Below are 25,773 nucleotides of genomic sequence, written 5' to 3'. Positions count from 1 at the left end.
ATTACCTTTTCTTTGTTCTTATAAATTCAGGCACGTTCAAAGATGGAAACTTGGCCTTATATCCAAGCGTTTCAGCCAGCTTGTGAATAGTATTAACTAAGGTATTTTGACTATTGACCAATGCACTCAAATCCTTTTCAAGCCTGTTTATTGCTTCCGTTCTGTCTTTAGGTAGCATAGCCCTAATCTTGCCGATATCATTTCCATATTTGAACAATTCGTCTTTAACCATTCTAATGAACGGCAAATAGTCGAATTTACTAACATAGAAGCTGTCTTGCCAGGATTCGACTTGTTCGGTTCGCTTATAGCAATACACAAGAATCATGATTAAGACCAGCCATTGAACGGCTTCCGAAATGTAATACATTGTCATGCTTCGCCTCTTTTCTTGTAGTCTTTGCAATCGTTATTTCTGTTTTTAACCATTGGATCATTTACTTTAAACTTATATACGTTGATCTGTCTAATAGGATTATTCTCTGTTGTCATCTCTTGTGTTTTGTTTAGTGTGCAGTAATGAGCTACCGCAAAGCCACGATCTTGTTCGTAGTATTCATACTCGTATGTCCTGTGTTCCCATTTGTAATGGAACGGTTTCTTTTTCTTAACGTCTTTAGCTGAAGGCTTAGGGATCACTTGCGGTTTCTCTTTAATCATGTCTTTGTAATACTCGCAGGTTTCGCAAAATACTAAATCCATCGCCATGCTCTCCGTTTCCTTTTGTTTTCCTGAAATTCCTTTTCAAGAGCAGCGTCTTCGGCAAGCGAACTTGTTTCCTCCCAACTACTACCCATTTCCTCATACCAATTACCCGGCCCCATACGCATATATCTTGTATATTCTTGACCCGCCGGTGCAACAGGTTCGCCCTCAACGTACATTATATTCCCTTCAACCTTGATAACCTTATTTTCTCCATCTTCGAAAAACATCTTATGTCCTCTCTCGCTTATCCCCATACTTGAAAGCAAAATAAATAATGCAGGGCCAAAACATAATCGAAAACAAATAAGCCAACAAGAAAATCAAGCTGTCCGTGTATTCTTTGCCGTTTTTCTTGATAACTAAACTGCTACCCTTGAGATACCAATAGCTAAACCACAAACCAATGATAAAATACGCAAATATTACAAACATATCATTCTCCCTTCTCTCGTTAATACTTCTCTCGCTTATATTCGGTTATACTAAACAAATCCCTTGCCTGACCCGATCCGAAAAGATTTGAATAGTTCCCTGAGTCCATTTCCGCATAAGTGTAAACCACCGCATCCCCATAGTCTGTAGACCTTCCAATTCTCTTTTTAATGTCATCCTTTGACTCTATCTCAATCATTTTATCCGCGTTCATCTTATATTTAACAGCCGTTAAGTCTTCAATCAATTTCGGATTGCTTACCTGTAAAGATATATTCCCTTCCCTTAACTGTTCCCTGACATTCCACCACATTTGACTTCTTAAATTCTTAAACTTATATTTCGAATCTGTAACCTTTGCCTTTGCACCGGAAATGATTTCCCTTACGTTATACCCCTCTTTACGAAGCATATCCACTACGCCCCCACCCATACCTACAGAATCTACCCTGACTTGATCCGCGTCCACCGGCATTTCGTTAATCTTGTTAGTCACTAATGAAGCTACTTTATCAATACTTAACCCGTGATGTCCTTCGAGTAAGTCCAAGTTCCACCCAAAGGCCGAAGCCAAAACAGTTTCATCATCCCCGAACCTGGCTACGTCAACGCCAAGTTTTCTCTTGTGTCCTTTGGCTGTTCCCGGCTCTCTATCTATTGCGTCCTTGACCCAATTATACGGTATTAGCTGATCCGGGTCTTCCGAGAGTGTCCAATCGCCTTCTACGAATCGCTTATATTCTCTCGGCGGCAAACTCTTTAAACTTTCCTTATAGTCCTCTGTGATATGCGGATTATCTAATATAGTCGCTGGCAAAAAATAATATGGTTCTTTTAGCATGTCCTTAATGTAGTTATCGTAGAATATTCTCTTAACCCAATTATCCGAAGGATTGCAGGTCATAATTATTAACGGCGGCGGCTGTTCGCCCTTCTTGATCTGCCACGCTCCTGCTCTCTCGATACATTTGTAAAACGTAACCTCTTGTAGTTCATTAGCTTCCTCAAGAAGAAACCCGTTTACCTCTAATCCCCTGAATCGGTTTAAATCCTTGTCTTTATCGTATGACTCCGGAAAGAATATAATCTCAGAACCGTTCTTGCATCTGGAAGTCCAGGTGCTTTGGTTCATTTCACCCGCAAAGTCAGGCTTGATCTTGTTATAAGTAGGATATACGTTCTGTCTCAATACTGGCAAATCCCTTCTAACCACCGCCCACCTACTGCCGGGAAACATCCTCGAAAGAATAAAGATTATTCCCAATCCAGTAAAAGTCTTTCCGCTTCTTATGGCTCCCCCGAATAAAAGGTATTTATATTTACCGCTAAACACAGCCTCTATAAATTCAGCCTGTTTCTTGGTAGCCTCAAATATTACTTCTTTGTTAGAACTCAATTTCTTTATCGCCGAATTTAATGACTTGCTTGATTAAGGGAGTTCCGTCTTTGCCTGTTAGTTCCGTCCTATTTACTTTATACCCAAACGTTTCAAGCAAATCCTTCAATATCTGCCTTGCTCCGTTATAATCCTTTTTATCCTTTGCCATCTTATATAAATCAACGTATTGATTATAAGCCTTGCCAAGTTCCGTATCTCTATCTAACTTTGCACACTCTTTAAAATACTCATTTGCCCTTGAGTAATAGGTATATATTTGTCGTTCGCTTACATTCCATTTTTGTGAACAACCTTGAACAATATTTCTTTTTGGTTCACCCTGTATAATCAAGCTAACTATTTCATTTACACGCATTTCAATTTCAGTATCGTCACTCTTCGCCATATCCTTAACCCATGTTTACCTTTTTGTAATGTATTTAGACAAAAAAATTATCTCTTTATTGCTTTGTGTATTTCGGTAAGTATCTTTTCTCTTTTTACTGCATAATCAGTCATTATTTTGTCTCTACCATTAAGCGTAACCCTGTCATCCTCTAATTGCGTTTGATAATCTATACCCAAACAAAATACATCATGAACCAATCCCATTATTTTTCCGTCAACCAGCTCCGTTTCATCGTATTGGCTTTCCTTCCCTTGTCCCTGAAATTGACCCTTCATAAAACCGTGAACTATCGTACACCATTCAATAAATTTAGTTTCCGACAGCTTACAATGCAAAACAATATCCCTTGCTATCTTTGCGGCTTCGATTCTAATTTCAGCATCTTCCATCTTGGTTTCTCCTTATTTATCTCTTTAGCCTGTGGATATTTTTCAATGTATTGGTAGATATTAACTCTCCCATACTATAACCAGACTCATTAATTATTTCTACTAATTCCCGTATCTCATGCTTACTTACTTGATCTGCGAACATCTTTAATTCGTACGGTAAATTATATACTTTATCATTCGGTAAAACTTCACCGTCTCTGTCTGCAAAACGTACATTTACATTCTTTTCCGTACTCTTAATCGTTTTCACAACTAAAGGAATAGCCGCAATCCCAAACAGTGACCCGAAAAAATTTCTTCTGCTTTGCATTATGTTGTCTCTAAACTCTTAACTACAATTACATAACCTTTATCTGTCCTTTGGGTAGCTTCTCCTATACAATATCCGTATTTAGAATGCTTTCCGTTCTTTTCGTAAATCAGTTCACCTTGCTTTACTGGAAATCTTGCGATTAGATATTTATAGCTTCTGTTTTCCATCTATTTACTTTGAAACCTTTTTAATTCTTTATTAGTTAGAAATAATTTATGAAACTCAAAGAATACATCACTTGGTATATCCACATAAAAGTAATATCTGATTCGTTCAAGGAACTTACTTTTTGCCATTCTTTTTCTTTTCAATCCTCGCTGGTTGAGTTGTTTCTTCTTTGTATTCTAATCCTAAATAATCTATTAGTGCATCAATTTTTTTACTATTCGCGGCAATGTCATCCTTGAAATATACTGTCGTATAACAACATCCGCAAGCCAATCTTCTACATATCCCCACGTCAACCAAAATATTCATTATTTCTCTTATGTCTTTTTGGTTTTTTTTATTCATCTTCAATTTCCTCCAATAAATCTGCCAATCTTCTTAATTGTCTTGAATTTAATTCTATGGTACAAACTATCTTTTTCTCATTGGGGATAACGTCTATTTCCACTATTTTAGTTATGACTGCCTGGATTTGTTCTTGAATAGATTCCATGTTATTCCAGAATAGATATTCCAATAATTTCCTTGTTAAGCCTGAATGCTTCTGTAATATAAGCTATAATTTCGGTTTGTTGTGTTCTGTCTGTAAACTTTAAAGCCCTATACATGGCTCTTGACATTTGATATATTGCTTTTTTCTTGCTTCTCTTCATATATTATTAGTCCTTAATTTGTTTCCAGCGTGGGCCATAATCCCGCGCTTGCTGTGATGCTTGTATGTAATGCGGTTGATTTCACTGGTAGGGAGGCTCAGCCGCAAAAGCCTATGTCGCCCGCTTAAGCTAAAACACATTCGGCAAAACATCCTTGATCTTATGGATTAAATAAACGTTCATCTTCTTGAAGTCTATTGCTGGATTCTTATAGTCTTTTAAAACCTGCCAGATTTCCTCATTTATGAAGTCATGCCAAATTACACCTAACAACATTGGTATTTTCCGGCTATTCCATCCGTCCTGACTTACTCTTGCATAGGTCTTTTGAATAAATTCATCAGTACAATACTTTTTGACTATCTCTTGCTCAATCTGCTTCTCACCCTTAATCTCGGTCGGCCCCATAGCCCGCCAATGCTTTTCCTTAAACTCATTAGTTACTATCTTCGCCCATGTTATACGTCCAAACTTGTTTACAAACTTGTAATTTTTTATTGCTATCCCTTCGCCGATTCCCTTTCCTTCTTCGATTAGAAATACGTTCTTTTGAATTTGATCTTGTAACTGCTCAAGTGATGGATTTTCAATTATCGCCTGACAGGGTATATAATCAACTTCGAATAGTTCACAAATCTCTTTTAGCTTTTCGTAAACTACATACTTCTGTTCCGTTAGGCTGAATATATCAAATATGTAAAACTTGCCCCATGCGTCTTTTCGATATGTCTTTAATGAATGGGGAATAAGGTATTCACCGTAGAAAACCAAATCATTTGGATAATTCCTTGCCGTTTCAAATATGTTATTTTTCTGTTCTATGTATGCCTTAAATCCCTGATTATCTAACTCCCCTACCAGTTCCCGTTGTCTGCTCCCACAATGCAAAATTCCGTCCTGATACCAAACGACTCCTTGTGTTCCGTCTATCTTCGGGAAAATGTAGCACGTACCGAGTTCTATCCCTTCGACTTCATCGGTTCCGAGTCTTTCAATATGCATATATTTAGGAAAGTCGGTCATTTTAACACCGCGTCAATCAATACCCCTAACAACGCTCCCGCTACAGTAGAAACTAAATCCTTCCAACAAAAACCTTCGCCGCCCCAAAATCCGTATTTCTCCCACGGCATGAAACCGTCTTTAATTTCCCACATAAAACCTACAAAGATAACCCCAAGCAACGCCGGGATAGTGTCCCACTTGCACCAGAGGATAACGAACAGAATAAAACCACAAAGAAAATGCTCTATCTTGTCATAAACCAATAAAGTACCGTTTTTCGATGCCCAATGAGATTTTGCGATTCTCATATAAACATAACCCCCGGCTTCTTTTTGTACTCGTCAAGTGAAATCTGTTTCCCGTTTACGGTTCTTTCAAACTCGCTTGCTTTTTCAAGAGATTCATGAACGGTAATGTAAAACGGAGCAGAGCATCCCCCTTCTTCGGTTTCATTCAGTTTAACCGGATCAATTCCTAATCGTTCCTTAAAAAGATAAAGCGCAGCGTCCAAGTCGCCGTTAATGTAAATAGTATCGGCGGGCCCTCTCTGGAATCCTCCGGCGTGCATGTCTTCGAATTTCGTAACCATCTTATTTCTCCTAATTAAAAGTTATCTATGTGATTATGTCCTTATGAAAACGCACCTTGTTTGCCGTGTCCCTGATTTTTGCAAAACTTTTCTGTATGTCCTTGACAGATTTTAATTCATCCTTCGTCTGACAATATGTAGCTTCCATGAGGTCGAGACCAAGTTTTCTTTCAAATTCATGTAATATCCCGATTATCATACTTAATCGTGCATCAACGTCTTGCAGCTTTTCTTCGATTCTCTTTGTTCTCTTGAACATTTTAATTCTCCTTGATTTATAGCCCAGAGGCGGGCTTGACTTATCAAGACCCGCCCCTTTGTTATTGTCAGGGCTTACTTACCTTGGAAGTCCCTTACCCACTTGTCCAAAACCAACAGACCAGCAGCAACGGCAGCCGTGATAACTCCCGCTACAGAAACGGGAACTCCAAGAACACTAACGATTTCCGCAAGATTGCCGGTCAAAAAAGCAACCACGGAACCCAGGGCGGCGGCAACCAAACCACGCAAGCCCCTCATAAGCAAAGATTTCAGAACAGGATTCATGTTATTTCCTTTTAAGTAGTTTTACGATAAATTCAAACAGTTTCTTCAATATCTCGATTATATTCTCTTTTGAAAATATTTCGTTCCAGTTCACATCCTTTCCCTGTTTTTTGTAAAGGTCATGTATCAAACCTATCCCAGAAATAAATCCACCGATAATCACAAAGCCCCATCCTGCCGGGTGAAAAATAGTTACTATATAACCCGCTCCCGCCATAAGTAAACCAGTATTCCTTTTCCAGTTATCAAATTTCATCCAAAGTTTATCTATCCAGGAAATTTTATCAGGCTCAATCTTTACGGGTTCGATTCTATCAACTGGTAAGGGCATTGAAGGCTTGGTATACCTTCTTTTGGGGAGTTCATATTTAGGTTGCATCTATCATGTCCTGTATTTTATCGGTTCTATTTAAATCAGTTATAAGATATTTATACTTTCTGCCAACGCGAATAGACTTGTAAAATCTTTTTTTGAAATCAGTGAACATGAGCAACATATAATTTGTTGTGCCTATGTTTTTTATTGTCTTAATGGCCTCGATTGTCTTGGAACCAATTTTCCCATCGAGAACAAGATTAAAATTCCCTAAACGATTAATAACTAATTGCAATGCTCTCGCCGATGTCTCTATTCCGGCATTTACTCCAAAATCACATATAGACAGGGCGACATTGAAATCCATTAGTTGACATCTTAGCTTTGAGTAATAATCCGCAAAATATATATCCTCTGCGTCCTGTCGAGTTAACTTGTCAATAATTAAATTCGGATATTGTCTTTTGCTTATGCCCCAGTTTGTCTCACCTCCGGGGTCGTCTTTGTCGTTTACGTAACTTATTATGCGTCCATCCTTGTGAATGACTTCATTGTCAATGATTATGTCGATTACTCTTTTAGCTTGTTCGTCCATCTTGTCCTCTTAAAAAAGCATGGCTGCGGTTCCTTTTTGCGGACTCGGCATCCCCGCGGTAGCCTATCCAACCTTGCCAAAGGCGTCAACTGCCCTAACCGCTGGGCCGGAGCTTCTATTGCCGGATTTCTCCGCGATCTTGGCGGGATCGTTCCTGTTTGACATAACCATGCATGACTTGTTAACTCCCCAATTTAAAAAAAGTTCCCGATTATTTTAATTATCTTATAATCCCCTTGAATATTCTTTTATACAACAGCCCTGACTTCGTTTCTGTCTGGTTTAATTGTTACGCAAGCCGCACCCAATACTGTCGGGGCATACCCCTTGACTTCACCATAAGAAGTCATGCCCTGTTGATACGTCTTTAAATATCCCCCGCTTATAACCCCTACTTTTTCAAAATCAATAATTTTATCGCAACGTTCATTGGCATCTATGGTTGAAATTCTTTTCCCTGTTTCGTCATGAAGATGTGAAATCATGTAAACATCGGCTTTCGAAAAACGCAACATGAACTGAATTAACCTACTCATTTTCCCGCCCTCGGTATTCGCACATCCAGCCCCGTGATGAAGAAAAAATCTTTTCCTGAGTCGCGTAAATCCCCTTGCTTCACTCTTGTCTGATAAAACAGCACCTTTTGTTTTTGGATTTCTGGTAAACATGACATCCATAAAAGCGCAATATCCAAGATTGATTGTATTCAATTCTTTGCATAACCAAACCTGCAAATGCTCCTGCTCTTTGTGTTTCATGTATTCTTTTTCGTGGTTTCCCATTAGCAAGCCAAGACATTTATGCTTTATTGGTTCTAAAATCTTGGCTACGTATCTTATTTGTGCATCGCCCAAATTCCCTAAATCCTTAATTGTGAATTTGTTAGATACTGTTGTTGCATCCCATCTCTTATCACTTGGAGAAATCAAGTCTACATAATCCCCACCGCCAAACCAAAACGAAAATGGATCATCCTTGATTATATTTATATCCTCGCTTAGCTTTTCTTCGGCACAAGCCGCGGAACCTACATGAAAATCAGACAAGTTCCAAATCCTTATCGTATCAGTTCTGGAACCATAACTAATATATGCAATTCCACCGCATTCCATTACTTGCTCAATTCCTTAATTTATTTCACATTCAAATTTAAGGTTTTCAATTTCTTTTTCCTTTTCGAATATAATATTTTTGCAATATTCGTCACGTTCCACATATTCTACTTTACCACATAGATCACATTCCTTGAAATACCCAAACACCGGAACCATGCTAAGCGTATACATATTGCTTACACATTCTTTTTTGTAAGTCCAGCTATGGTTACATTCCAACACGGTCAATCTTTGATCTAACTGTTTTAGAATTTCTGCTATTTTTTGATGTTCTGAATTGTTTTTCTTTTCAACCGAAATGCCGATAGCAAATAAAAACACGACAGCAACACACAAAACAAAAACGGAAACTTTCCATACATCATTAGATGTTGTATTCATTTGCTTAGCTCCTTTATCATGGCGGCCCTACAGATAACGTGTATCATGTGATTAAATCCGCTTTTGTCTATATCGAAATCAAACGAATGAGATAGATGATGAAGTAAATGTTTAAGGTGCGTCGTGGGCGTTTGGGTCATCCATTCGTTTCTTTGATGGGCTTCTTTCCCGTGTTTCGCCATTAAAGAAAATGCCTCAATGCATGATCCCCAAATAATCTGAGTATCGTTTAGATGTTCATCCCAATCATATTTTAAAACTTCATCCTTATTATCAAATACTAATTTTCCTAACTTTTGCGCCCGTTCAAGCTCTTCATTCGCTCCCTTGGAAAGTTTCCAATCTTCCATCATATACATTGCGTCACTTCTTGAAACCAACGTTTTGCAGGAATCCAAGAAAACCTGATAATCTATGTCTGTTGTGTTCTCCATGTTGGCGTATAACTTATGCGGAACGATAACTGAAAAACCCTGCTCTAAAAACCAAGCAGCTTCGGCTTCAGCCTTGTAAATATACTTGTCCGGGTCTAATGAATACGGGCCGGATATAAAAAATATAATGTCCCTTTTGTCCATTTAATCCCTGCCAAACATCAAACAACCGCAAGCGCAAAGCATACAAAAACAAAACGCAGCACTCGAAAACCATTTGTCCGCAAGCATACCGGGGATATTGAGCGTAGCAGACAATATGCAAATAATTGCAGGTAAATATCTGTTCATTTTTCCTCCGTTCTTTTTCTCTTTTCTTCCATACTCATAATATAAAAATCCTCTCGAAACAATCAAGTCTTTTTTATGAATTAAATAATTTAGGTGTATATACCGGACAGTTCCCCCTTCGCCCTTGATAACATGGGGTATAACATTTGGTCATGTTTAATCCACACGGAGGCTTTTCAAAATCCTTGTCAATGATAGTAGCTTTTCCCTTTGGGTTCATTTCGGATTTTATAAGCCTTCTCAATTTCCTGAATCGTTGGTCTTTCATGTTTAATGTTCGGACTATTTCAGTTTTAGACAGTCCTGTTTTCTCAAGCTCTTTTATTTGGTTCATGTCGTTAATGGTATGGTCGAAATGTTCGCCTGATTTCATATAGACCTCATATTTTAATGAATTTCTTGGTCTCAGAATCATAAACCCTGATTATTTGGGATCGTTTCAGCTGCCTTGTTTTTCCGTTGAAATCCTTCACGAAAATTATATCGCCGTTTTTAGACCTTGAATGGTACGTGGCTGTCTCGGTTTTTGATACTTTGTCTTTTTGATAGTCTACGTAATATGTCATATTGTGCCCCTTAGGTAAAAAACCCTATTATTATAATCAACGCAAACATCAAGACAGTTATTTCTGCAAATCGGGTCAGCATAGGTGTTGTGCTTTTTTAACCATTCAATTCTTTCCTCTCTCATGTATTCGCCTACTTTTCCGATAGCATCCCCGCGTTCTCTCATATATATAATACATGGATAATGGTATCCTCCGGCAATAACGGAATCGTCCATTGTAAGATAGCACGTATGACAATCGGAAATAGATATTCCCCTAACTGGCAATCCCAACTTTAATCTGTTTATTCTATATCTCAATATGGGATGTCGTCTTGATACTGAATTTGGTATATCTAAAATATCTAAACTGTTCTTTTTGCCATACTGTGCTGCGGGAATTATCCTTATGTCCGACACCCCTAAATGGTGAGCAAAAAGTATTGTTTCGCGTGTCCGGGCGATATTGTCCTCCGTTATCACAATGCCAACGGTTGTATAACATTTCTGCGATAGGTATGTTATGTTTTCTATTATTTTATCAAATGCCCCGCGAACGCCCGTCATAATATCACCATCCGCAGAACAACAGGCATCAAGGGAAACAGAAAAATCATTGGCCCCAGCGTCCAACAAACCATCATATATCTTCTGATCTGCGGAACCATTCGAAGATATGGCTATCCTTTTTGCTCCATTGTCTCTGCAAAATCTTACAGCATCGCACAGGTTTTCGTGTGCCGTAGGCTCGCCTCCGGAAAATCTTACGTTTTGCAATCCGTCCCGCACCCAAAAAGCAAGGCCGGTTTTAATTTCATCCCATCGCAAATGCCTATTTGCATCACCCCAAAGCCCCCGACAATAAGGACACCTAAAATTGCATCTATTGGTTAATATCATTTCGCAGCGCATCATTGGGGATGCTTCGGAAACATTTTTAACTCTTTCGTCTGAAAGAGTATAAAATCCGATTTTGTCAAGTTCCATAGACCGCCTCGAATTCTCTTTTTCTCAAATGAGTCCATCCAAAATTCCCATCAATTAAAAACATGACAGCAAATTCATTGTTTTTTGTTCTGCATGATATTTTTTCGCTCTCAATGAATCCAACCGCATACTTCCTCAGTGTATGTTTGTCTTCTATAATCGAAATCTCCCTTGGGGAAACGCCCAACTTTTCCCAAACAGTAGAACCGTTGAGCCATGTTAGCCAATCAAAATAATCCATTGGCAATCTCGGTAAGTCCATCATTGCAATACATCTTTTAATAATATTAGCATTATACAAATGATAATTATAACAATCTGGGTCATGTTTTCCCTTAAAATTTCCTTGGGTTTTCTTTTGTCTGTTATCATAAAAACAATATTAATTGATCCCGCTATTGACCCCGCAAGGAAAACCACTACCGGAAATTTTATTGCATCCCACATCATATATAATGCGTCGTAGTTTCTTGACAATAACCCAACTTTGCACCGTCTGGCCCGTAAAAGATTCCCGGTATGTCGTCTTCGTCTTTAATATGTCTTTTCTTTCGGCGGCTCCCATCTATGCTGTAAAGTTCATACACTCCCACATAATAATGCATTGACCTGACCATTTCAAGCGCGGCCTTAAATACTTCTTGATTTACTTGGTCTGGATAAAAAGTTGAATGAATGTAAAGCCTTCTTGATCTTCGAACGTCTTTGAATACTTCGGGAATACTCAAGTTTGTAGCCACTGCAACGGGTATCTTTGAATCCAGAAACAGATTAGTCAAGATAGCAAATTCAGGATAAATTGTAGGCTCTCCCCCGCTGATTATTATATTCTTGATTTTGGGGTGCAAGGTCATTATTTTATCGTACCACTGGACAGCGGATAACTGTATATTACAATCCGGCCTCTTTGGATATTTGCCGTCAAAGTATTCGGCACAATCAGGACATTTATAATTGCACTTTAGGGTAGGTTTAATAGCCACAACTTCGCCCCGCCTGAAAAATCTAATGACTTCGTAAAGTTTCAAATCATCCCCCTTAATTCTAAATATTCTTTGGCTGTAACATAAATGATCTGTTCATCATTTACTGTTTCTTTGAAAAACTTTTCCAGCTTGTCCAAATCTGAATAGTTGTGCATAAATAATACAAGATATTTCCTTTCAGTATCTTTGGCCTCTCTCAAGCAATTCATCACAAACTCAGTATCAAAATCTATATCAAACTTTTTTAATACGGGATCAAGGAAAACGGTTTCATCGCCTTTTCTATACCTTTTAAAAACCCTGAAAACACTTACCGGAACTTCAATTAATCCTTTTGGAATCTTTTTTATCTTGCAGTTTTTGTGATCTTTAAAATAACTCATGTCGCATTTAATATTATTTTTGACTAAACATTTAAGGGTATTATCATCCGCTCCATACGCTCCGGCTCTAAAGATTTCCGGCTTATTCCCCCGGTATTCTTTGAACCTGTCAAGGCATTCATTTATGATCTTGCATTGTTCCTTACTTGAATATTCCCACATTAAAAGTCTATCCTTATCACTTATAAAATTCGGATGAATGTGTAATTGAAGGTCGTGCCTTTTTAATTTATCAAAAACAATCTGCCATTCAAAAGGTTCAGCAACATCAATTAAAAATGTCCCTTTGATATTATACTTTAGAAATATTGAATCCATACTATTTACTTGAGAAATCAATTTGTTGAAATCGCCTAAATCCTTATGATCTTTAATTGCTTCAACGTCAATGGTCGGCATAATGTATATCTTATCTTTAAGCGTATAATCATATTTCGGAGTATCGGTTTTCTTCCATCCATGAAGATAGACCCATCTTGCATGACTTGGGCAAAAAATAAAAACAATATGTTCGATACAACCTATAAACGCTATAACAAAAAACCATTTAAGAAATTTACTCATTAATCTCTCCGATCTTTTGCCACCAACCGGAACCTGAATATCGGCCTTTGCTTTTTGTCCACTTGTAAAACCTTGTTTTCTTGGCAGCCTTAACGCCTTTAATTCCCTTTTTAGCCTTGACTGTCCCGGTAACTTTGCAAGTTGACGCATTTTGTATACATCTGTCTTGCGCTGTCAACATTTTACGTCCGGTTACTCTCTGGACATGAAGGCGGTGATCTCTATTGCCGAGGGAGAGGTTCATAACTTGTCATCCATGTAATAATCTTTAACATCATGTATAACTACATCACAATCGTAACGATTTTTTGCCTCATCATATCCAGCGTCCCATGCTTTTTTAAGAATGTTTTCAATTAAAAGAAATTGATCGCGGTATGGCGGCCTGTCCTTATGTGGAAATTCTTTTTCGACCCACTCCTCGAATGTCATCCCCGACCTCCTTTGTAGGTTATATGACCTATTTGTTGACATCAACAAAATGGTTTACCCTTTTGCGCTTTGGTCTCTGTTTATACAATTACGTCTTTTGCAATACTGGCAGACACCCTTCACGAAACAAAGCGGATCAAAATAAACCACGGATTCACTGTCTTTTTGATCTTCAGATGTTCGCACCTTAATGATTGGTTTAATCTTATCCATTTTGGTCTACCTGCGGTTGACCTTCCTCCTCCGGTGCGTCTGGGAGTTTGCAACGGGGGTCAATCTCTTTCGACTGTGCATGAATGCGCCCTATAATTTTACACCACAATACATCATCACAATAAGGGCAACTTTGACATTCCTCAATCCTCAGCCACTTTGCCATCGTGGGCCTCCTGCTTAATTGGGTTTCCTTGCCAATCCTTGCCTTGATTATACCGCCACAACAAATACTTATACTGCGATTTCGTGTTGGCGCATTGAGTAAATTCACAATCGAGACAGTGCCAACAGTGTTCATGCTTCGGGTCTCTACTGCCACCGCAAACCGGACAAATGTTATCCCTGATTTCATAATCAAAAGCCAATGAATCTGTCCTCCTCGTTATTTGCCTTTTGCCTTATTTTTGAATTCTTGATAATCCTGAATGGTGACCCATAGTACAATACATCCGATAGCAATACCCATAATCCATGACACCTTTTGGTCTGGTCGTATTGCTTCTGCAATCAATGCAGCACTAACCAATAATGCCAGCCTCATCTCGTCCTCCTGTCTTGGTTATTTCACCCTCACGTAATAGCCTTCATCTATCGACCGATTCCACGTTGATTCATTCCCTGCCTTGTCAATCACTGCATGGGCTATGACATAGTACATATTGCGGTATGGTAAAATGATGTTGACCGGAATCCTCAACACCAGCCCGTCCTGCGTCACGATAGCCACGTCCTTGAACCGAGCATAGTTGTAATCATGCCATTGATAATCCAGGCTTGATTTACTGTACTCAAATTGCCCCCCTGCGTAGAGATCGGCGACAGTCCGGTATGCTTCAATGGCGGTATGATACTTGATCCCTTCCTCGTAGTTTCCGAGCGTGTCCCGGAAATTGTGGTATAGGAAATATCTGAACGTCTGGTCTGGCTCAACTTCGTAGCAGATATTCCCCAAGCTGTCCGGCGTTCCGACCGGCCCCCTGAGGCTGTCTAAAGCCTCGGACATTACGGCCAGTTTCCGAGATAATGCAACGATCTCATTTCTGAGCCAAACAAGGGAATCGTAGGGCCACTGCTCCAACCTGTCGGAAATCCTTACAAGTTCGGCATCCTGCCGGGCGTTCGCTGTTTCCAGTTGTTCGGTACGACCAAATAACTCAGAATCCCGAACAGCCAGAGTGTCAACCTGTATGCCCCATGCGTCGATAGAGTCGGCCAGACTCACCATGTCCTGCTTCAGACCGTCTATCTGAGGCTGGGGATCGGGTTCGTTGCAGGCTACAATCAGCAGCCCCAACACCGTCCAGCGATACCAGTTATTCATTCATCCTCCTGCTTTTCTATGCCTTCAATCTGTGCCAGCACTGAATTAATTTTATTGTCTGCTTCACTCACACACTCAGCCCAGTTCATTCTCCATTCACCTAAGGCATTTTCCCTGTTCGCTGACGCAATACAAAATTCCTTGTCCGCTATTGCACTCCTGAGCAGTAATAGCAGTTTTTGATTAAGGTATGCTTTGGTCATTCGGCCTCCCTCACATTTTCTGCGATTTCAATGAATGGGTAGACCCTATCAACTTCCACCGTTTTCCCCACAAGTTTTACCGGATCAAATTCACCAGACGGCTTATCCACGCTTACGCTGTCAACGCATAGATCGATCTTTCTTGTCTCGCCAGTTTCGTCAATGCATTCGTGATATGAATGTTCAGCGTTCCATTGAATCACTTTCAGTTTCATCTCACGCCTCCCTGTTCACTTGTTTGGGATGTTCACCCGATAGTGAACATTTATAGTCCTTCTCAAAATATCCTTGCGGTATAACATTCATGTACATTTCCTGAAAATATGTTTCTGGATGAACACCACCATGGCGCATCTCAGTCGCTGACCAATCAATCGTGCCCTTGCGCTTGTAGGTTTTCCAGTCGGTCATGTTGTAGCCCTCTTGGCGTATCGGTTCAGCGCATCTAAAACAGGTGGTTCCAAAGCAATGATGTTGCTTGGCCCAAAGCCATTTTCCGTGGTTAATATGAAGTGGTATCCGTCATATTCCACGTAAACGCTGTCTCCGAGATACTCTTTGCGGTCGTTGGAGTTATTCATTTCGTCCTCCGGCCTTTGGCCTGTTTGTCGATGCGCCGAACTAATCGGCCTTGCCACTTACAAAATCCCTTACGTTCCCTGCAAGCCCAAGTACGCTCACCATTAATCCATATCTCAAAATCGCATGGCTTTGCCATACGCAGAAATTCACTCGGTTGCTTGCAGATTCTCATTTGGCTCTCCTGTCAATGCGCTCCAAGACAAGCTGGTATTCGGGTGCGTCAACGTAGCTTTGGAAGTAAACTTTCGCGGTGCTGTAACCTCCCCCGCTTCCAACTGTCTCCCTTGAATCCACGACCGGCAACCCACCCTGTGAGAGTACGGGCGATCCTTTACATAGCACATACCGCTTTTTATACTTCATTGTCGGCCTCCTCTGCGTCTTCCGTACACCCACACTTATCACATACCCATTTCAAATCCATCTGCCTCTTGTGATTATGAAACTTACATACTGGACAAAGCCTCCCCGCAGGCTGAGCAGGTGACTCCCCACTCTCTGCCTTTCGGCCCACCTGCGGGTCGGCGGTGTCGGAGAGAATCTTGATGCTGTCAGGATCAATCAAGGGTTCATTGTCCTGATAATCAAACGTTATATCTTTTATAAACTCAATCGCCGGATCGCTCTCATAAAGGTCTTCGTCTATTTCACTGAGCGTTATTTCCACCACTATCTTCCGAGGATTCATGACGGCCTCCATTCTAATCAGTCACTGTATCGGAGAGAACCTCAACCTTGCCTCCATCGTACCACTCATTCAGGAATTTCCTCATTTCTTCGACAAAGGAATATTCCCCGTCTTTTTCTCCTCCGGGGTCTCCACTTTCGATTATGACAGTTACGGTATCGGTAAATCCTCTTATCCCGGCACTATATTCCGATGGAACATATACATCATACACCATCTTCCGCATGACGGCCTCCCTATTTGGCAATTTTTATTTGACCGTTATTAAAAGCCGTTCTTAGTGCTATAGCCATACGGTATAGATAATGCGTAGAAGTTCTTGAGTCTGTGTATGCAATATTAACCTGTGTAGCCGTGACTTTGCCCTGAATCCATGCCAACGCCAAATCAATTTCCTCTTGTGACGCTATTTTGGTTTTTCTTTCCGGTTTGGCCGACATTGCTTTTTCGAGTAAGTTCACTTGATCCTCCCTTCCAGCCAGTCAAGGAATCCATTTAACCGAATCAACTTCCATATTCATAAACTCTAATTCTCTTCTGTATTTGCTCCATATTATGGTTGTATCTGGTTTGGTCATGTGCTGTTTACGAACAACCCTTCCGCACCTCATGCATCGTCCTTCTGAATAATTGGGATCATGATAAATCCGCAATGTCCTATCTGGCAGATCAACATAATATTCTGAAGGCAGGGCCAGCGTTGTCGTGCTTATGCCTAAGATATGCCCCCGCTCTCGACATAAACTGTCTAATTTGACCTGTCGCTTGGGTGTGTGCCATTCCTCGTACTTGAACGGTATCGAATCGCATTTCCATTCATCCCCATGCATCAGAAGTATCAGATTCCCCACCGCTGGCTCCGGTGCGGGGGTTTGGGCCGTCATTTTGCTGCACGTTGCACCGATAACAATCCCAAGTGCGACTGCAAATATTACAGCGGGAACCCGTTCTTTCCAGGTCTGTTTCATCTCTCCCTCCCCTGGTTTAATGTGCCCATTATGCCTTCATAAACCATGTATATTCCGACAACGATAGGGAGAATTAGCCAACCCCCAACTAACAAAACAGGAATCCATATCGGGCAAGTCACTGCAATTAAAATCGCAAAAACCTGTTTCATCTCTCTCTCCTTGCCAAGTCCATCCCAACATACCCCCTTGGCCCTTTCGTGATAATCTTTTTCATGTCCTCGGAAAGACGGCGAGAATGACACGCTGCGCATATCCTTTTTATGGGGCGGCCCTGTCTGTTTCTGTCCGGAATGGTTGCCGGATTAAGCCCACATAATTCACACATTTTCATCTCTCCCTCCTTTGGAACGGAGCAAATTTATTTAATCAAACCAATTTCTTTCAAATCTTTTTCCCCGACAATCCTTGCTCGGAAAACCCGATACTTTCCATCGGACGCAATAGGTATACAGGCAATATCTTTCGCGGTATGTTCGGCAATCAAAATTTTATACCCTTCACGCCATTCCTTCATGCACCAGTCAAGAGTCGCCAGATTTATTCCTGCTCCGCATTGCTCGTTTATATCCGCATTCGCATCCGCGACCTGATATGTTTTTCCGATTTCGTATTTTATCCCGCCGTTGTACGGCCCTTCGCCGTTTGAGTTGACCAATTTGTACGTTCTGATTTTTCCGGGCTGTTCCTTGAGAATTAAAAGAGGCGTGACCAGATAATAATTTAATCCTTTCGCGCCCGTGAGATTCGCGCCCGTGAGATTCGCGCCCGTGAGATACGCGTCCGTGAGATACGCGTCCGTGAGATACGCGTCCGTGAGATTCGCGCCCGTGAGATACGTGCCCGTGAGATACGCGTCCGTGAGATACGCGTCCGTGAGATTCGCGCCCGTGAGATTCGCGCCCGTGAGATTCGCGCCCGTGAGATACGCGCCCGTGAGATTCGCGTCCGTGTTTTTCTCTAGCGCATCCTTGATTGATTCGTATTTGCCGGACATGATTATTTCCCCGGTGAATCTGTTTTTAATCTCAATCTTTTTCATGTCCCCTCTCCTGTTTTTTGGAACGGAGCGCAGGCACAGACCGGGTATCTCCACGGACTTGTTTGCCTTTCTATCTGTGCATTCTTGCCGCCCGGATCTACGCTCTCGTTCAATTCTTTTCATAAAACAAATCCCTGTAAATATCAATGGCTTTCCTGATTGCTTCACTCTTGTTGTCTTTCCCTTTTAACCATTTAGCTTGATCTGGTTTTAGGGAAATGACAAATCGTGTCAAATCTTTTTTGCTTTGCTTTGCCGTTCGATTTCCTTGTTGTAAATTTTTTCGCTATCTTCATCCCACATTCCAGAGATAGCGCAAATTGCCCAGACACCCAACAAAAAAGCCAAAGCAAATATAATGATTCCGATTAATAGTTTCATTTTGTCCCTCTCTTTTCCTGTCTTTTCTTGTTTGTAATATATAAAATAAATCTGACAAAATCAAGATAATTCTAATATGGCAATGTTTCTTTTTTCTCTTTGGGCTTGGGTTGGAACAGCGCAAACTCGGAAATAAAATCAACGGGCAAATCACCTACCGGCCCGTCCTTTTGTTTTCTTAAAAGTATCTCGGCGTTCATCTTGTTAGTCGGGTCTTCCATGTAGGTAAATATTACTAAATCCGCATCCTGTTCGATGTTGCCTGATCCCCTGAGATTTGCAAGGCACGGCTTCTGTTTATTGATTTCACTCCCCCTGTTTAATTGAGACAATGCTATTATGGGAACGTTCAATTCCTTGGAAAGTATCTTTAAGCCTCTTGTAATGTTGCCTATTTCTTCGTCCCTTGTTGAACCCTCGGAAATCATTAGTTGAATGTAATCTATTAATACTAATCCTATGTCATGCTTGGCTTTCATCATTTTAGACTTTGCTTTAATGTAGTTCATGTCCACTGATCCCATGTCATCAATGAATATTTTGGAGTTTGAAATTCTCGGAATAGCTTCTTGAAATTTTGCATTCTCTTGCGGGTTCATTAAGGCCAAATGTTTCACGTTGACCCTGGCCTCTTGTGCGACTATTCTTGCGGTGATCGAATTAACCGAAGTCTCAAGAGAGAAAAGAACGCAAGGAATATTTTGAATTATGGAGCAGTGCCTCATGATCTGAATTGCCAAAGAAGTCTTTCCGGTTGAAGGTCTGCCTGCTATAATAACTAACTGGCCCGCCGTAAATCCATCGTTGGTTATTAAATCATTCAAATCCTGAATGCCTGTCTTTATGCTTTTCCTTTTGGGTAAGTTCTTTTCGTCTATATAGTCGCAGTATTCTAAAAGGGCTTCTTTGATTGACTTGATTTGATGACTCTTTTGTATAGATAGATTCATTAGTTCGGTTTCAACTTCGGAAAGTAACTCGTCAATTTTCCTTTCGCTTGCCTCGTTATAAGTCTCAGAACAAATCCGCATCAATTCCCTTTGTTGATACTTTTCTAATATTATCTTGATGTAACCGGAAACATTTTCCGCGCTGGCCTGACTCTCTGAAATTTCGGTTATCCTGGACTCTCCCCCGATCTTTGTTAGTGTCTTTTTTTCTCGAAGTTTTTCGATTAAGGATATATACTCAATGATTATATTCTCTGAATACATTTCAATTATGGCTTCAAAGATAGCCTTGTTGGATTGGTTATAAAACATATTTGGCTTGATTGATTCAAGTATCAAGTCCATTTTTTTATTATTTAAAAGTATCGAAGCGATTAAACCAGTTTCAGCTTCAATGTTCGAGGGAAGTAGTTTCATATTTTCATCCGGCTTGCAAGGTCTGTTACTTCTTGGTTCTGAAACATTCCCGCCTTAAAAGCTGAATTTCTCAAAGCTCCCATGACATAAGGCAAAGGTGATCCTGGTTGAATCTGTCCCAAAACTTGAACGATGAATTGATACGGGTATTTTTTCATCATTCGACCGGCTAATCCATAACAGGTCATTGAAGGATAATTAAATATCCTTGCCAGCTCTTCCACGACAAAAGACATCCTTCGGCGTCTCTCAATGTCGGATTCAGTTAGAAGCATAATCACCTCCTATATATTATATTTTTGAAGCGCAGCTTCTAAAGTATATTATCTTATAATATACTTTAGTTCTTTCATTGATCTTTATTTCTTTGTTTATTACTACTATTGTTTTCATCTTCATTTTCATTTTCCATACGTTTTACATATGATAAAGATATGATTCATCCATCAATGCTATTATCTTCATCATATGTTTTCAACATTCTATTGTTTCGCCTACTCTCGCAATACTTAAAACGTTTATTTTGTTCATCTTCTAATCGTTTGTTGAAATATAATCCGTTTTCGTCAACCTTAAATTTTTCATTAATGACAGGCCATACAGAATCAAAATCCGATTTTAGTAATCTTTTGATTTTTTCTAATGGCAGATGACCATTATTAAATTGAAATATTATAAGCATAAAATAAGCCCCTTGTTCCAGTATTGTGTAATCAATGGTTCCTCCAAGCCAGTCGTTCGGGTAAAACAGAAATGCCGGATCTTTTGCCATAATAAATTCCCCATAAAATAAAAACCGACGGCTACCGCTTGGTTAGATACTGAATACAGGTAGGTAGGGTATCGGAACGATAACCGCCGGTATAATATTATTATTTTTGAATCCTGTATTCATTTGTCTAACCACACAATAAACGCCCCAAATCGAAAAAAGTTCCCGAAATTTTAAATATTTTTAGTACCATCCATTATTCGCTAATATTTCAAGGAAATACTTCATGCAGGTATTGTTAGCCTTAACCCCTGTTTTGGCTTTGGTCATTTCCCAAACCGCGCGGGGAGGAGCGCATTTAAAATGCTTCATTAGCTGCGCGTGATTATATTGGTAAGTTGAAACGAAGTTGTAATCATTAGCCAGTTCACGGGCTTTCATTTGGACTTGTTTTGAAATGTTATATTTCTTTTTCATTATATTATCCTTCCGTTTTTGGATTGAAGCCTTGACTTTACAAAGACGGTGACTTTGGAGCGTGATTCTTGAATCCAACGGTAAAGGTTCTCCGCAGTGTTTGCAGAGTCGTGGTATCTTGCTATTTTCAATTCCAAGCGTTAAATTAACGGGTACAATCGCAATCGTCTCGTCTTTTTCTAAAAGCGGTATATCCGTACGTAGCCCCATTTTCAAGTCGAATTTGACCGTTTACGCTAATTATTATTTTTTCTTAATTCAGCCGCTTTCCGCTTGTACTCTTCCAACTTCTCTTGATAATACATAGCGTCTGGATATATTACAACTTTGTCCAATGCCAGCAACCAATCTATGGTGGATTGACCGTATATGGTTTTCATGAAGTCGTAATATTTAGGCCAGTTGCCCTTGAGAATATTATTGCAAGCGTAACATTGTGCGTGGGTATTTCGTTCGTCCAAAAGTATCGAAGCATGGCGGCCTGAAATAAAATGACCCGCTTGCAAACAGCCCTTACCGAATGAAGGATATACTTTCCCGCACGTACAACATTGGGCATGGGTCAAAGTACCCGTAGTTTTAAACGAATCCCTTAATCTGATAAATTCAGAAAAGGCTTCCCAGGCTTTAGATTTGTAATATTTAAGGCCTTTATTCTTTTTCTTCAACCGCTTCCTCGCTTTCGATAGTGTCGAATAACGTTTCGGCTTTCGTACGGTTTTCCTTTAATGCCATTTTTACATTTTTTATAGCTTGGTTATAATAGGATGTTTTCAGTTCTATCCCAATCCCTTTTCTATCTAATAGAACCGCCCCGTAAACTTCTGACCCAACCCCCATGAATGGCGTAAAGATGTTTTCGTCCGGATTAGACCATAGAATTATACACCTTTCGATAACATCTAATTGTAATGGATGGACGTGCTTTTCATCTTCTGATTCTCTGGAAGCCTTAAACGGCAGGACTCTCTCAATCCTCACATCATCCCAAAAAGCGGATGCATACTGTCGCCATATCCAATGTGAATACCTATTTTCAATTTGGTTGCCCTTGTAGCCTCGATATTTAATAAGATCACCGGGAATTTTTCTTGACCCCGCATAATCCAAAAGCCCATGAGGATGTTTTATTGGGATTTGGTTGTCACCTTTTTTCCTAAATACCAATAGCCAATCCGCAGATGCAACGCTGCATCTTGATGAATCATCCACGATAGTTTTATGTGCAAGATTTTTCGCCATCGTTCTATTTCTGACTCCCAAAGGTTCCTTCCATACCGCGTACCTTGCGATATACTTAAATCCGCATTTTTCATGCAGCCTGATTATATCACCTGGAAAGTCTATCAAATGATCGGTTCCACAATTCCCGCTCGGAACATCCATGCAATGCACCGCTGTCATCCTGCCCGGGAAAGTCATCCTGAATATCTCATTAACCACATAATTATAATGTTCGAAAAATTCATCATAATCCTTGCAGTTGCTTAAATCTTTTTCATTTGAAGAGTAATGATAAAGCCCTCCGAATGGCGGGGAGTATATGGACAGGTGAATTGAACTGTCCGGGAAAGTTGCCATTGTTTCGATGCAATCCCCGTTATAAAGTGCATACTTGTCTGTTATCTCTTGGTTCATTACAGCCATGCCGGAACCTCCTCTTTTTTATCGAATATGGAACTGTTTCGATTTATCTTTGTTGCTTGGTTCATCTCGGCTACAAGCGAAGTAAACATTTTATCCGCGGCCTCCGCTTTCCTCTTGAGATTTTTCATTATCAGTTTTTCGCCCTCGGTTGTTATGATGTCCACAATCACCGGATTTTTCTGTCCAAACCGCCAACATCTTCTTACTCCCTGATAATACTGTTCATAAGAATGGGAAGGGAAAAAGGTAATGTGTGCGCAATGCTGAAGATTTAATCCCCATGCCCCTATTTTTGGCTTTGTTATTAATACCCTAATGTTTCCGTTTATGAAATCAATAAACTTCTTTTCTTTTGATTCGTCTGAATCCCGCCCGCTTATTTGTACTGAATCTTTTATGATTTCTTCCAGTCTATCGCCCTCTGGGTTTAAATGACACCATACAAGGGCGGGCTTTCCCGTATCTTTAACAACTGTTTCAACCCATCCACAGCGTTCCTCTAATGTTCTGCGTCTTTCATCTCTTTGTTCTTTTAGTCCTATCGCCGGGAGCGTAAACAAATAACCAGGAGCGGGTTCTTTTATTTCGACAAGATGTTCTTTTTCGATGAAGTCCGGCAATATAAAACCGTTGTCGTTAAATCCTAAATCAGAAGGTCTTCTTAATGCTATAGCCCACGAAGCCACCCACCGCCAAAAAGGTTTCTCTGCGTGTCCCTTGAATCGCCACTTAACACATTCTCCATAATGTCTATGAGTGGATGAATTGTTTTGATCGTTCTTGAAGAACCTATTGAGCATATCAATATGACCAAGTTCCCCCAATGCCTCCGAAGATGTTCCCAATTCTATATAATCATTCGGGGCTGCTGTTGCTGTAGCCAATAATCTGTATGGAAGTTTTTTCATAAACTCGGTTATGGATTTTTTTGTCGCCCCATCGAATGATTTTAAAATACTGGATTCATCGCAAACCATACCAACAAAATCAGACGGATTAAATTTGTGCAGCTGTTCATAATTAGATATTATAATCCCGTTATATAATTCCCCGTTTCTTGATCTGTGGCACTCTATTCTGAACTTGTGGGATTCGTTTAAGGTTTGATGCGATACCGCAAGCGGGGTTAGTATGAGTATTCTTTTGTTTGTTTTCCTTGTAACATTTTCAGCCCAGACAAGCTCAATGATTGTTTTACCCAATCCACAATCCGCAAAGATAGCCCCTCGCCCCTTTTTGACAGACCATTCGACAAGGTATTTCTGGAAATCAAAAAGATAATCAGGAACAAAAGTAGCCTCAAATCCAAAATTCCCGGATGACTGAGATTTTTTTTCCAGAAAATCTCGGTATTCCATTATCTCCCCTCTCCCCGAACGGCCCAGTACCTATTCCTAGCTATCCTTAAATCTGCATTTTTTAGTTTTAAATTGGCATGGCTTTTAGATAGGCTCATATCCAAATCTTTCTTGATTAACTGTAGCTGAATGATTTTCTTTTGCAATTCAAGCCGTTCCTGCTCAATAACTTCATTTGACTTTATAGCGTCCTTATATTCTTTTTCCAGTTGACAAACGACTTGATTGAGTTCATCGGATGACAGGTTGTCTATTTCGTTCATTTGATTTCCTTTGGTTTAAAAAAGCCCCGCCGGTTTCTCCAAACTTGGAGCGGTTTTCCTTCCGTCCTATTCTAACCTTTTTCATTTCCCAATCAAATGCCCGTTTGATTGGTTGTTTTGAAAGAACACGACACGGGGCTTTTAATGTTAATCTTCTATGCAGGTCATGAAAGCCTTTAAAAAGAAAATTCCTATAAAAATCCATGCGGCAGCGGTAATGATTTTTCCGGCGATAGCATACCAATAAAGCTGCGTTCCGTCTCCTACCGCAAACCGAAATCCGTCCGATCCGAGCCAAAAAAACACAATGGTCAATATGGCGCAAACCGCAAACAGTGAAACCGCCGCTCCGTAAGGTTTTCGATTTTCTTTTGGCATTGTCTTGCCCCCTTTTACATGGTTAACGCTAATTTCGCCTTATATTCGTCCGTGGTCATTAGAAATGAATCGCTTTTGGGTGAAAATCTTTCCGGGATATGTTCGAGTTTCTCGATTCTTTCCTCCAGTTGTTTAATGTAGGTTTCATTCAAGTTGTTAATCGTTTTCAGATCGGCAATTTCCTTTTCCAGTTCCATAATCTTTTGAGTCTTTGACATGGCGCACCTCAAAGTTTAATTTTCAGATAACGGGAAACGCCCTTAATCGGACAGGAAAGTATCTCTCCGGTATCGGTATCGGCTACTTCGGTTCCGGGCTGAATGGCTTTCAATAGCTTTTCCCTTGCCTTTAACTCTTCGTTCAGCTTGACCCATTTGGAATCCTTTGAAAAGTCATAAAGCGTCCTTGCGGTCATTTCGCATTCAGCGTTAAGAACAAGGAACCTTTTTTCTGCTGAATATTTGTCCGCTTCGTACATCATTACCTTATCAAAGCCTTCATTTTTAAGAAATAAATCAAATGCATCCTGGACTGATTTCATCCCTA

At 40.1% G+C, this 25,773-nt stretch carries 42 protein-coding genes; all 42 read right to left on the bottom strand.

Features of this window, described 5'->3' with window-relative positions; all coding sequences use genetic code 11:
* Nucleotide 1: 1 nt before the first annotated feature.
* A complete protein-coding gene (locus PHN62_RS13865; protein WP_300151643.1) occupies nt 2-376 on the bottom strand; it encodes a hypothetical protein in 375 nt (124 codons plus the stop codon).
* Complete coding sequence (locus PHN62_RS13860; RefSeq protein ID WP_300151642.1) at nt 373-708, bottom strand: hypothetical protein; 336 nt, start codon at nt 706-708, stop codon at nt 373-375. Before PHN62_RS13860 ends, PHN62_RS13865 begins: the two co-directional genes overlap by 4 nt.
* Entirely contained in the window at nt 693-935 is a 243-nt protein-coding gene (locus PHN62_RS13855) for a hypothetical protein (RefSeq protein WP_300151641.1), read from the bottom strand. Before PHN62_RS13855 ends, PHN62_RS13860 begins: the two co-directional genes overlap by 16 nt.
* Nucleotides 936-1,159: 224 nt before the next feature.
* Complete coding sequence (locus PHN62_RS13850) at nt 1,160-2,536, bottom strand: terminase family protein (protein WP_300151640.1); 1,377 nt, start codon at nt 2,534-2,536, stop codon at nt 1,160-1,162.
* Nucleotides 2,526-2,924, bottom strand: coding sequence for a hypothetical protein (locus PHN62_RS13845; protein WP_300151639.1), 399 nt, complete (start codon nt 2,922-2,924; stop codon nt 2,526-2,528). The genes PHN62_RS13850 and PHN62_RS13845 overlap by 11 nt, the downstream gene beginning before the upstream one ends.
* 47 nt (nt 2,925-2,971) lie before the next feature.
* On the bottom strand, nt 2,972-3,316 hold the full coding sequence (locus PHN62_RS13840) for a hypothetical protein (RefSeq protein WP_300151638.1): 345 nt from the start codon (nt 3,314-3,316) through the stop codon (nt 2,972-2,974).
* 598 nt (nt 3,317-3,914) lie between these two features.
* Nucleotides 3,915-4,145, bottom strand: a complete 231-nt coding sequence (locus PHN62_RS13835) for a hypothetical protein (protein WP_300151637.1) — start codon at nt 4,143-4,145, stop codon at nt 3,915-3,917.
* 437 nt (nt 4,146-4,582) lie between these two features.
* On the bottom strand, nt 4,583-5,476 hold the full coding sequence (locus PHN62_RS13830; RefSeq protein WP_300151636.1) for an RNA ligase family protein: 894 nt from the start codon (nt 5,474-5,476) through the stop codon (nt 4,583-4,585).
* Nucleotides 5,473-5,766 (bottom strand): hypothetical protein, encoded by a 294-nt coding sequence (locus PHN62_RS13825; RefSeq protein WP_300151635.1) that lies wholly within the window; start codon nt 5,764-5,766, stop codon nt 5,473-5,475. The genes PHN62_RS13830 and PHN62_RS13825 overlap by 4 nt, the downstream gene beginning before the upstream one ends.
* A complete protein-coding gene (locus PHN62_RS13820; protein WP_300151634.1) occupies nt 5,763-6,047 on the bottom strand; it encodes a hypothetical protein in 285 nt (94 codons plus the stop codon). The genes PHN62_RS13825 and PHN62_RS13820 overlap by 4 nt, the downstream gene beginning before the upstream one ends.
* Before the next feature lie 333 nt (nt 6,048-6,380).
* A complete protein-coding gene (locus PHN62_RS13815; RefSeq protein WP_300151633.1) occupies nt 6,381-6,593 on the bottom strand; it encodes a hypothetical protein in 213 nt (70 codons plus the stop codon).
* A gap of 1 nt (nt 6,594) precedes the next feature.
* Nucleotides 6,595-6,972 carry a hypothetical protein gene (locus tag PHN62_RS13810; protein ID WP_300151632.1) on the bottom strand — a complete coding sequence of 126 codons (378 nt, stop codon included), beginning with the start codon at nt 6,970-6,972 and terminating at the stop codon, nt 6,595-6,597.
* Complete coding sequence (locus tag PHN62_RS13805) at nt 6,962-7,504, bottom strand: glycosyl hydrolase 108 family protein (protein ID WP_300151631.1); 543 nt, start codon at nt 7,502-7,504, stop codon at nt 6,962-6,964. Before PHN62_RS13805 ends, PHN62_RS13810 begins: the two co-directional genes overlap by 11 nt.
* A gap of 248 nt (nt 7,505-7,752) precedes the next feature.
* Nucleotides 7,753-8,550 carry a hypothetical protein gene (locus PHN62_RS13800; RefSeq protein WP_300151630.1) on the bottom strand — a complete coding sequence of 266 codons (798 nt, stop codon included), beginning with the start codon at nt 8,548-8,550 and terminating at the stop codon, nt 7,753-7,755.
* An 81-nt stretch (nt 8,551-8,631) separates the two neighbouring features.
* Nucleotides 8,632-9,000: a hypothetical protein gene (locus PHN62_RS13795; protein ID WP_300151629.1), complete on the bottom strand. Its 369-nt coding sequence runs from the start codon at nt 8,998-9,000 to the stop codon at nt 8,632-8,634.
* Nucleotides 8,997-9,578, bottom strand: a complete 582-nt coding sequence (locus tag PHN62_RS13790) for a DUF4406 domain-containing protein (RefSeq protein WP_300151627.1) — start codon at nt 9,576-9,578, stop codon at nt 8,997-8,999. The genes PHN62_RS13795 and PHN62_RS13790 overlap by 4 nt, the downstream gene beginning before the upstream one ends.
* 709 nt (nt 9,579-10,287) lie before the next feature.
* Nucleotides 10,288-11,259, bottom strand: coding sequence for a radical SAM protein (locus PHN62_RS13785; protein WP_300151625.1), 972 nt, complete (start codon nt 11,257-11,259; stop codon nt 10,288-10,290).
* Complete coding sequence (locus tag PHN62_RS13780) at nt 11,249-11,500, bottom strand: hypothetical protein (protein WP_300151623.1); 252 nt, start codon at nt 11,498-11,500, stop codon at nt 11,249-11,251. Before PHN62_RS13780 ends, PHN62_RS13785 begins: the two co-directional genes overlap by 11 nt.
* 205 nt (nt 11,501-11,705) lie before the next feature.
* Nucleotides 11,706-12,287 (bottom strand): radical SAM protein, encoded by a 582-nt coding sequence (locus PHN62_RS13775; protein ID WP_300151621.1) that lies wholly within the window; start codon nt 12,285-12,287, stop codon nt 11,706-11,708.
* On the bottom strand, nt 12,284-13,342 hold the full coding sequence (locus PHN62_RS13770) for a hypothetical protein (RefSeq protein WP_300151619.1): 1,059 nt from the start codon (nt 13,340-13,342) through the stop codon (nt 12,284-12,286). The genes PHN62_RS13775 and PHN62_RS13770 overlap by 4 nt, the downstream gene beginning before the upstream one ends.
* Nucleotides 13,343-13,432: 90 nt before the next feature.
* Nucleotides 13,433-13,624: a hypothetical protein gene (locus PHN62_RS13765; RefSeq protein ID WP_300151617.1), complete on the bottom strand. Its 192-nt coding sequence runs from the start codon at nt 13,622-13,624 to the stop codon at nt 13,433-13,435.
* Between the two features lie 775 nt (nt 13,625-14,399).
* Nucleotides 14,400-15,161 carry a hypothetical protein gene (locus tag PHN62_RS13760; protein ID WP_300151615.1) on the bottom strand — a complete coding sequence of 254 codons (762 nt, stop codon included), beginning with the start codon at nt 15,159-15,161 and terminating at the stop codon, nt 14,400-14,402.
* Nucleotides 15,158-15,364 carry a hypothetical protein gene (locus PHN62_RS13755; protein WP_300151613.1) on the bottom strand — a complete coding sequence of 69 codons (207 nt, stop codon included), beginning with the start codon at nt 15,362-15,364 and terminating at the stop codon, nt 15,158-15,160. Before PHN62_RS13755 ends, PHN62_RS13760 begins: the two co-directional genes overlap by 4 nt.
* The gene (locus PHN62_RS13750) at nt 15,361-15,579 is read right to left on the bottom strand and encodes a hypothetical protein (RefSeq protein WP_300151611.1); all 219 of its coding nucleotides are present in this window, start codon (nt 15,577-15,579) and stop codon (nt 15,361-15,363) included. Before PHN62_RS13750 ends, PHN62_RS13755 begins: the two co-directional genes overlap by 4 nt.
* Before the next feature lies 1 nt (nt 15,580).
* Complete coding sequence (locus PHN62_RS13745; RefSeq protein ID WP_300151609.1) at nt 15,581-15,775, bottom strand: hypothetical protein; 195 nt, start codon at nt 15,773-15,775, stop codon at nt 15,581-15,583.
* On the bottom strand, nt 15,772-15,945 hold the full coding sequence (locus PHN62_RS13740) for a hypothetical protein (protein WP_300151607.1): 174 nt from the start codon (nt 15,943-15,945) through the stop codon (nt 15,772-15,774). Before PHN62_RS13740 ends, PHN62_RS13745 begins: the two co-directional genes overlap by 4 nt.
* A gap of 353 nt (nt 15,946-16,298) precedes the next feature.
* Entirely contained in the window at nt 16,299-16,634 is a 336-nt protein-coding gene (locus tag PHN62_RS13735) for a hypothetical protein (protein WP_300151605.1), read from the bottom strand.
* Nucleotides 16,635-16,647: 13 nt separating this feature from the next.
* Nucleotides 16,648-16,860, bottom strand: a complete 213-nt coding sequence (locus tag PHN62_RS13730) for a hypothetical protein (protein ID WP_300151603.1) — start codon at nt 16,858-16,860, stop codon at nt 16,648-16,650.
* A gap of 10 nt (nt 16,861-16,870) precedes the next feature.
* Entirely contained in the window at nt 16,871-17,095 is a 225-nt protein-coding gene (locus tag PHN62_RS13725) for a hypothetical protein (RefSeq protein ID WP_300151601.1), read from the bottom strand.
* 21 nt (nt 17,096-17,116) lie between these two features.
* The gene (locus tag PHN62_RS13720; protein WP_300151599.1) at nt 17,117-17,602 is read right to left on the bottom strand and encodes a hypothetical protein; all 486 of its coding nucleotides are present in this window, start codon (nt 17,600-17,602) and stop codon (nt 17,117-17,119) included.
* A gap of 361 nt (nt 17,603-17,963) precedes the next feature.
* Nucleotides 17,964-18,644, bottom strand: coding sequence for a pentapeptide repeat-containing protein (locus tag PHN62_RS13715; RefSeq protein ID WP_300151597.1), 681 nt, complete (start codon nt 18,642-18,644; stop codon nt 17,964-17,966).
* A 231-nt stretch (nt 18,645-18,875) separates the two neighbouring features.
* Nucleotides 18,876-19,025 carry a hypothetical protein gene (locus PHN62_RS13710; protein WP_300151595.1) on the bottom strand — a complete coding sequence of 50 codons (150 nt, stop codon included), beginning with the start codon at nt 19,023-19,025 and terminating at the stop codon, nt 18,876-18,878.
* 71 nt (nt 19,026-19,096) lie between these two features.
* Entirely contained in the window at nt 19,097-20,392 is a 1,296-nt protein-coding gene (locus tag PHN62_RS13705; RefSeq protein WP_300151593.1) for a DnaB-like helicase C-terminal domain-containing protein, read from the bottom strand.
* On the bottom strand, nt 20,389-20,628 hold the full coding sequence (locus PHN62_RS13700; protein WP_300151591.1) for a hypothetical protein: 240 nt from the start codon (nt 20,626-20,628) through the stop codon (nt 20,389-20,391). Before PHN62_RS13700 ends, PHN62_RS13705 begins: the two co-directional genes overlap by 4 nt.
* A 203-nt stretch (nt 20,629-20,831) precedes the next feature.
* Complete coding sequence (locus PHN62_RS13695; protein ID WP_300151589.1) at nt 20,832-21,164, bottom strand: hypothetical protein; 333 nt, start codon at nt 21,162-21,164, stop codon at nt 20,832-20,834.
* 183 nt (nt 21,165-21,347) lie between these two features.
* Complete coding sequence (locus PHN62_RS13690; protein WP_300151587.1) at nt 21,348-21,581, bottom strand: hypothetical protein; 234 nt, start codon at nt 21,579-21,581, stop codon at nt 21,348-21,350.
* A 236-nt stretch (nt 21,582-21,817) separates the two neighbouring features.
* Nucleotides 21,818-22,249 carry a recombination protein NinG gene (locus PHN62_RS13685; RefSeq protein WP_300151585.1) on the bottom strand — a complete coding sequence of 144 codons (432 nt, stop codon included), beginning with the start codon at nt 22,247-22,249 and terminating at the stop codon, nt 21,818-21,820.
* The gene (locus PHN62_RS13680; protein ID WP_300151583.1) at nt 22,233-23,228 is read right to left on the bottom strand and encodes a DNA methyltransferase; all 996 of its coding nucleotides are present in this window, start codon (nt 23,226-23,228) and stop codon (nt 22,233-22,235) included. Before PHN62_RS13680 ends, PHN62_RS13685 begins: the two co-directional genes overlap by 17 nt.
* On the bottom strand, nt 23,219-24,586 hold the full coding sequence (locus tag PHN62_RS13675) for a DEAD/DEAH box helicase (protein WP_300151581.1): 1,368 nt from the start codon (nt 24,584-24,586) through the stop codon (nt 23,219-23,221). The genes PHN62_RS13680 and PHN62_RS13675 overlap by 10 nt, the downstream gene beginning before the upstream one ends.
* Complete coding sequence (locus PHN62_RS13670) at nt 24,586-24,849, bottom strand: hypothetical protein (RefSeq protein WP_300151579.1); 264 nt, start codon at nt 24,847-24,849, stop codon at nt 24,586-24,588. Before PHN62_RS13670 ends, PHN62_RS13675 begins: the two co-directional genes overlap by 1 nt.
* A 147-nt stretch (nt 24,850-24,996) precedes the next feature.
* On the bottom strand, nt 24,997-25,227 hold the full coding sequence (locus PHN62_RS13665; RefSeq protein ID WP_300151577.1) for a hypothetical protein: 231 nt from the start codon (nt 25,225-25,227) through the stop codon (nt 24,997-24,999).
* Between the two features lie 226 nt (nt 25,228-25,453).
* The coding region (locus tag PHN62_RS13660) for a hypothetical protein (RefSeq protein WP_300151575.1) at nt 25,454-25,773 on the bottom strand (320 nt) is incomplete at its 5' end.

This window comes from Neomegalonema sp. (genome assembly GCF_028688855.1).
Classification (GTDB): Bacteria; Pseudomonadota; Alphaproteobacteria; order Rhodobacterales; family Rhodobacteraceae; genus Neomegalonema.
Note: the sequence above shows the minus strand (reverse complement) of the source record. Positions and strands in the feature narration are given on the sequence as shown.

Bases quoted from the DNA above. Each gene is read 5' to 3' on its own strand.
- PHN62_RS13715 (WP_300151597.1), bottom strand. From the start codon at position 18,644: ATGAAAAAGATTGAGATTAAAAACAGATTCACCGGGGAAATAATCATG.
- PHN62_RS13735 (WP_300151605.1), bottom strand. From the start codon at position 16,634: ATGAATCCTCGGAAGATAGTGGTGGAAATAACGCTCAGTGAAATAGAC.
- PHN62_RS13840 (WP_300151638.1), bottom strand. From the start codon at position 3,316: ATGGAAGATGCTGAAATTAGAATCGAAGCCGCAAAGATAGCAAGGGAT.
- PHN62_RS13790 (WP_300151627.1), bottom strand. From the start codon at position 9,578: ATGGACAAAAGGGACATTATATTTTTTATATCCGGCCCGTATTCATTA.
- PHN62_RS13670 (WP_300151579.1), bottom strand. From the start codon at position 24,849: ATGAACGAAATAGACAACCTGTCATCCGATGAACTCAATCAAGTCGTT.
- PHN62_RS13710 (WP_300151595.1), bottom strand. From the start codon at position 19,025: ATGAAACTATTAATCGGAATCATTATATTTGCTTTGGCTTTTTTGTTG.
- PHN62_RS13690 (WP_300151587.1), bottom strand. From the start codon at position 21,581: ATGAAAAAGAAATATAACATTTCAAAACAAGTCCAAATGAAAGCCCGT.
- PHN62_RS13680 (WP_300151583.1), bottom strand. From the start codon at position 23,228: ATGGCTGTAATGAACCAAGAGATAACAGACAAGTATGCACTTTATAAC.
- PHN62_RS13740 (WP_300151607.1), bottom strand. From the start codon at position 15,945: ATGAATAACTCCAACGACCGCAAAGAGTATCTCGGAGACAGCGTTTAC.
- PHN62_RS13845 (WP_300151639.1), bottom strand. From the start codon at position 2,924: ATGGCGAAGAGTGACGATACTGAAATTGAAATGCGTGTAAATGAAATA.
- PHN62_RS13835 (WP_300151637.1), bottom strand. From the start codon at position 4,145: ATGAATAAAAAAAACCAAAAAGACATAAGAGAAATAATGAATATTTTG.
- PHN62_RS13795 (WP_300151629.1), bottom strand. From the start codon at position 9,000: ATGAATACAACATCTAATGATGTATGGAAAGTTTCCGTTTTTGTTTTG.
- PHN62_RS13695 (WP_300151589.1), bottom strand. From the start codon at position 21,164: ATGGCAAAAGATCCGGCATTTCTGTTTTACCCGAACGACTGGCTTGGA.
- PHN62_RS13675 (WP_300151581.1), bottom strand. From the start codon at position 24,586: ATGGAATACCGAGATTTTCTGGAAAAAAAATCTCAGTCATCCGGGAAT.
- PHN62_RS13860 (WP_300151642.1), bottom strand. From the start codon at position 708: ATGGCGATGGATTTAGTATTTTGCGAAACCTGCGAGTATTACAAAGAC.
- PHN62_RS13770 (WP_300151619.1), bottom strand. From the start codon at position 13,342: ATGCGTCAACTTGCAAAGTTACCGGGACAGTCAAGGCTAAAAAGGGAA.
- PHN62_RS13780 (WP_300151623.1), bottom strand. From the start codon at position 11,500: ATGGATTATTTTGATTGGCTAACATGGCTCAACGGTTCTACTGTTTGG.
- PHN62_RS13750 (WP_300151611.1), bottom strand. From the start codon at position 15,579: ATGAAACTGAAAGTGATTCAATGGAACGCTGAACATTCATATCACGAA.
- PHN62_RS13755 (WP_300151613.1), bottom strand. From the start codon at position 15,364: ATGACCAAAGCATACCTTAATCAAAAACTGCTATTACTGCTCAGGAGT.
- PHN62_RS13730 (WP_300151603.1), bottom strand. From the start codon at position 16,860: ATGCGGAAGATGGTGTATGATGTATATGTTCCATCGGAATATAGTGCC.
- PHN62_RS13700 (WP_300151591.1), bottom strand. From the start codon at position 20,628: ATGTCTTTTGTCGTGGAAGAGCTGGCAAGGATATTTAATTATCCTTCA.
- PHN62_RS13705 (WP_300151593.1), bottom strand. From the start codon at position 20,392: ATGAAACTACTTCCCTCGAACATTGAAGCTGAAACTGGTTTAATCGCT.
- PHN62_RS13765 (WP_300151617.1), bottom strand. From the start codon at position 13,624: ATGACATTCGAGGAGTGGGTCGAAAAAGAATTTCCACATAAGGACAGG.
- PHN62_RS13820 (WP_300151634.1), bottom strand. From the start codon at position 6,047: ATGGTTACGAAATTCGAAGACATGCACGCCGGAGGATTCCAGAGAGGG.
- PHN62_RS13830 (WP_300151636.1), bottom strand. From the start codon at position 5,476: ATGACCGACTTTCCTAAATATATGCATATTGAAAGACTCGGAACCGAT.
- PHN62_RS13825 (WP_300151635.1), bottom strand. From the start codon at position 5,766: ATGAGAATCGCAAAATCTCATTGGGCATCGAAAAACGGTACTTTATTG.
- PHN62_RS13855 (WP_300151641.1), bottom strand. From the start codon at position 935: ATGTTTTTCGAAGATGGAGAAAATAAGGTTATCAAGGTTGAAGGGAAT.
- PHN62_RS13760 (WP_300151615.1), bottom strand. From the start codon at position 15,161: ATGAATAACTGGTATCGCTGGACGGTGTTGGGGCTGCTGATTGTAGCC.
- PHN62_RS13810 (WP_300151632.1), bottom strand. From the start codon at position 6,972: ATGCAACCTAAATATGAACTCCCCAAAAGAAGGTATACCAAGCCTTCA.
- PHN62_RS13865 (WP_300151643.1), bottom strand. From the start codon at position 376: ATGACAATGTATTACATTTCGGAAGCCGTTCAATGGCTGGTCTTAATC.
- PHN62_RS13805 (WP_300151631.1), bottom strand. From the start codon at position 7,504: ATGGACGAACAAGCTAAAAGAGTAATCGACATAATCATTGACAATGAA.
- PHN62_RS13665 (WP_300151577.1), bottom strand. From the start codon at position 25,227: ATGCCAAAAGAAAATCGAAAACCTTACGGAGCGGCGGTTTCACTGTTT.
- PHN62_RS13745 (WP_300151609.1), bottom strand. From the start codon at position 15,775: ATGACCGACTGGAAAACCTACAAGCGCAAGGGCACGATTGATTGGTCA.
- PHN62_RS13785 (WP_300151625.1), bottom strand. From the start codon at position 11,259: ATGGAACTTGACAAAATCGGATTTTATACTCTTTCAGACGAAAGAGTT.
- PHN62_RS13720 (WP_300151599.1), bottom strand. From the start codon at position 17,602: ATGAAACAGACCTGGAAAGAACGGGTTCCCGCTGTAATATTTGCAGTC.
- PHN62_RS13815 (WP_300151633.1), bottom strand. From the start codon at position 6,593: ATGAATCCTGTTCTGAAATCTTTGCTTATGAGGGGCTTGCGTGGTTTG.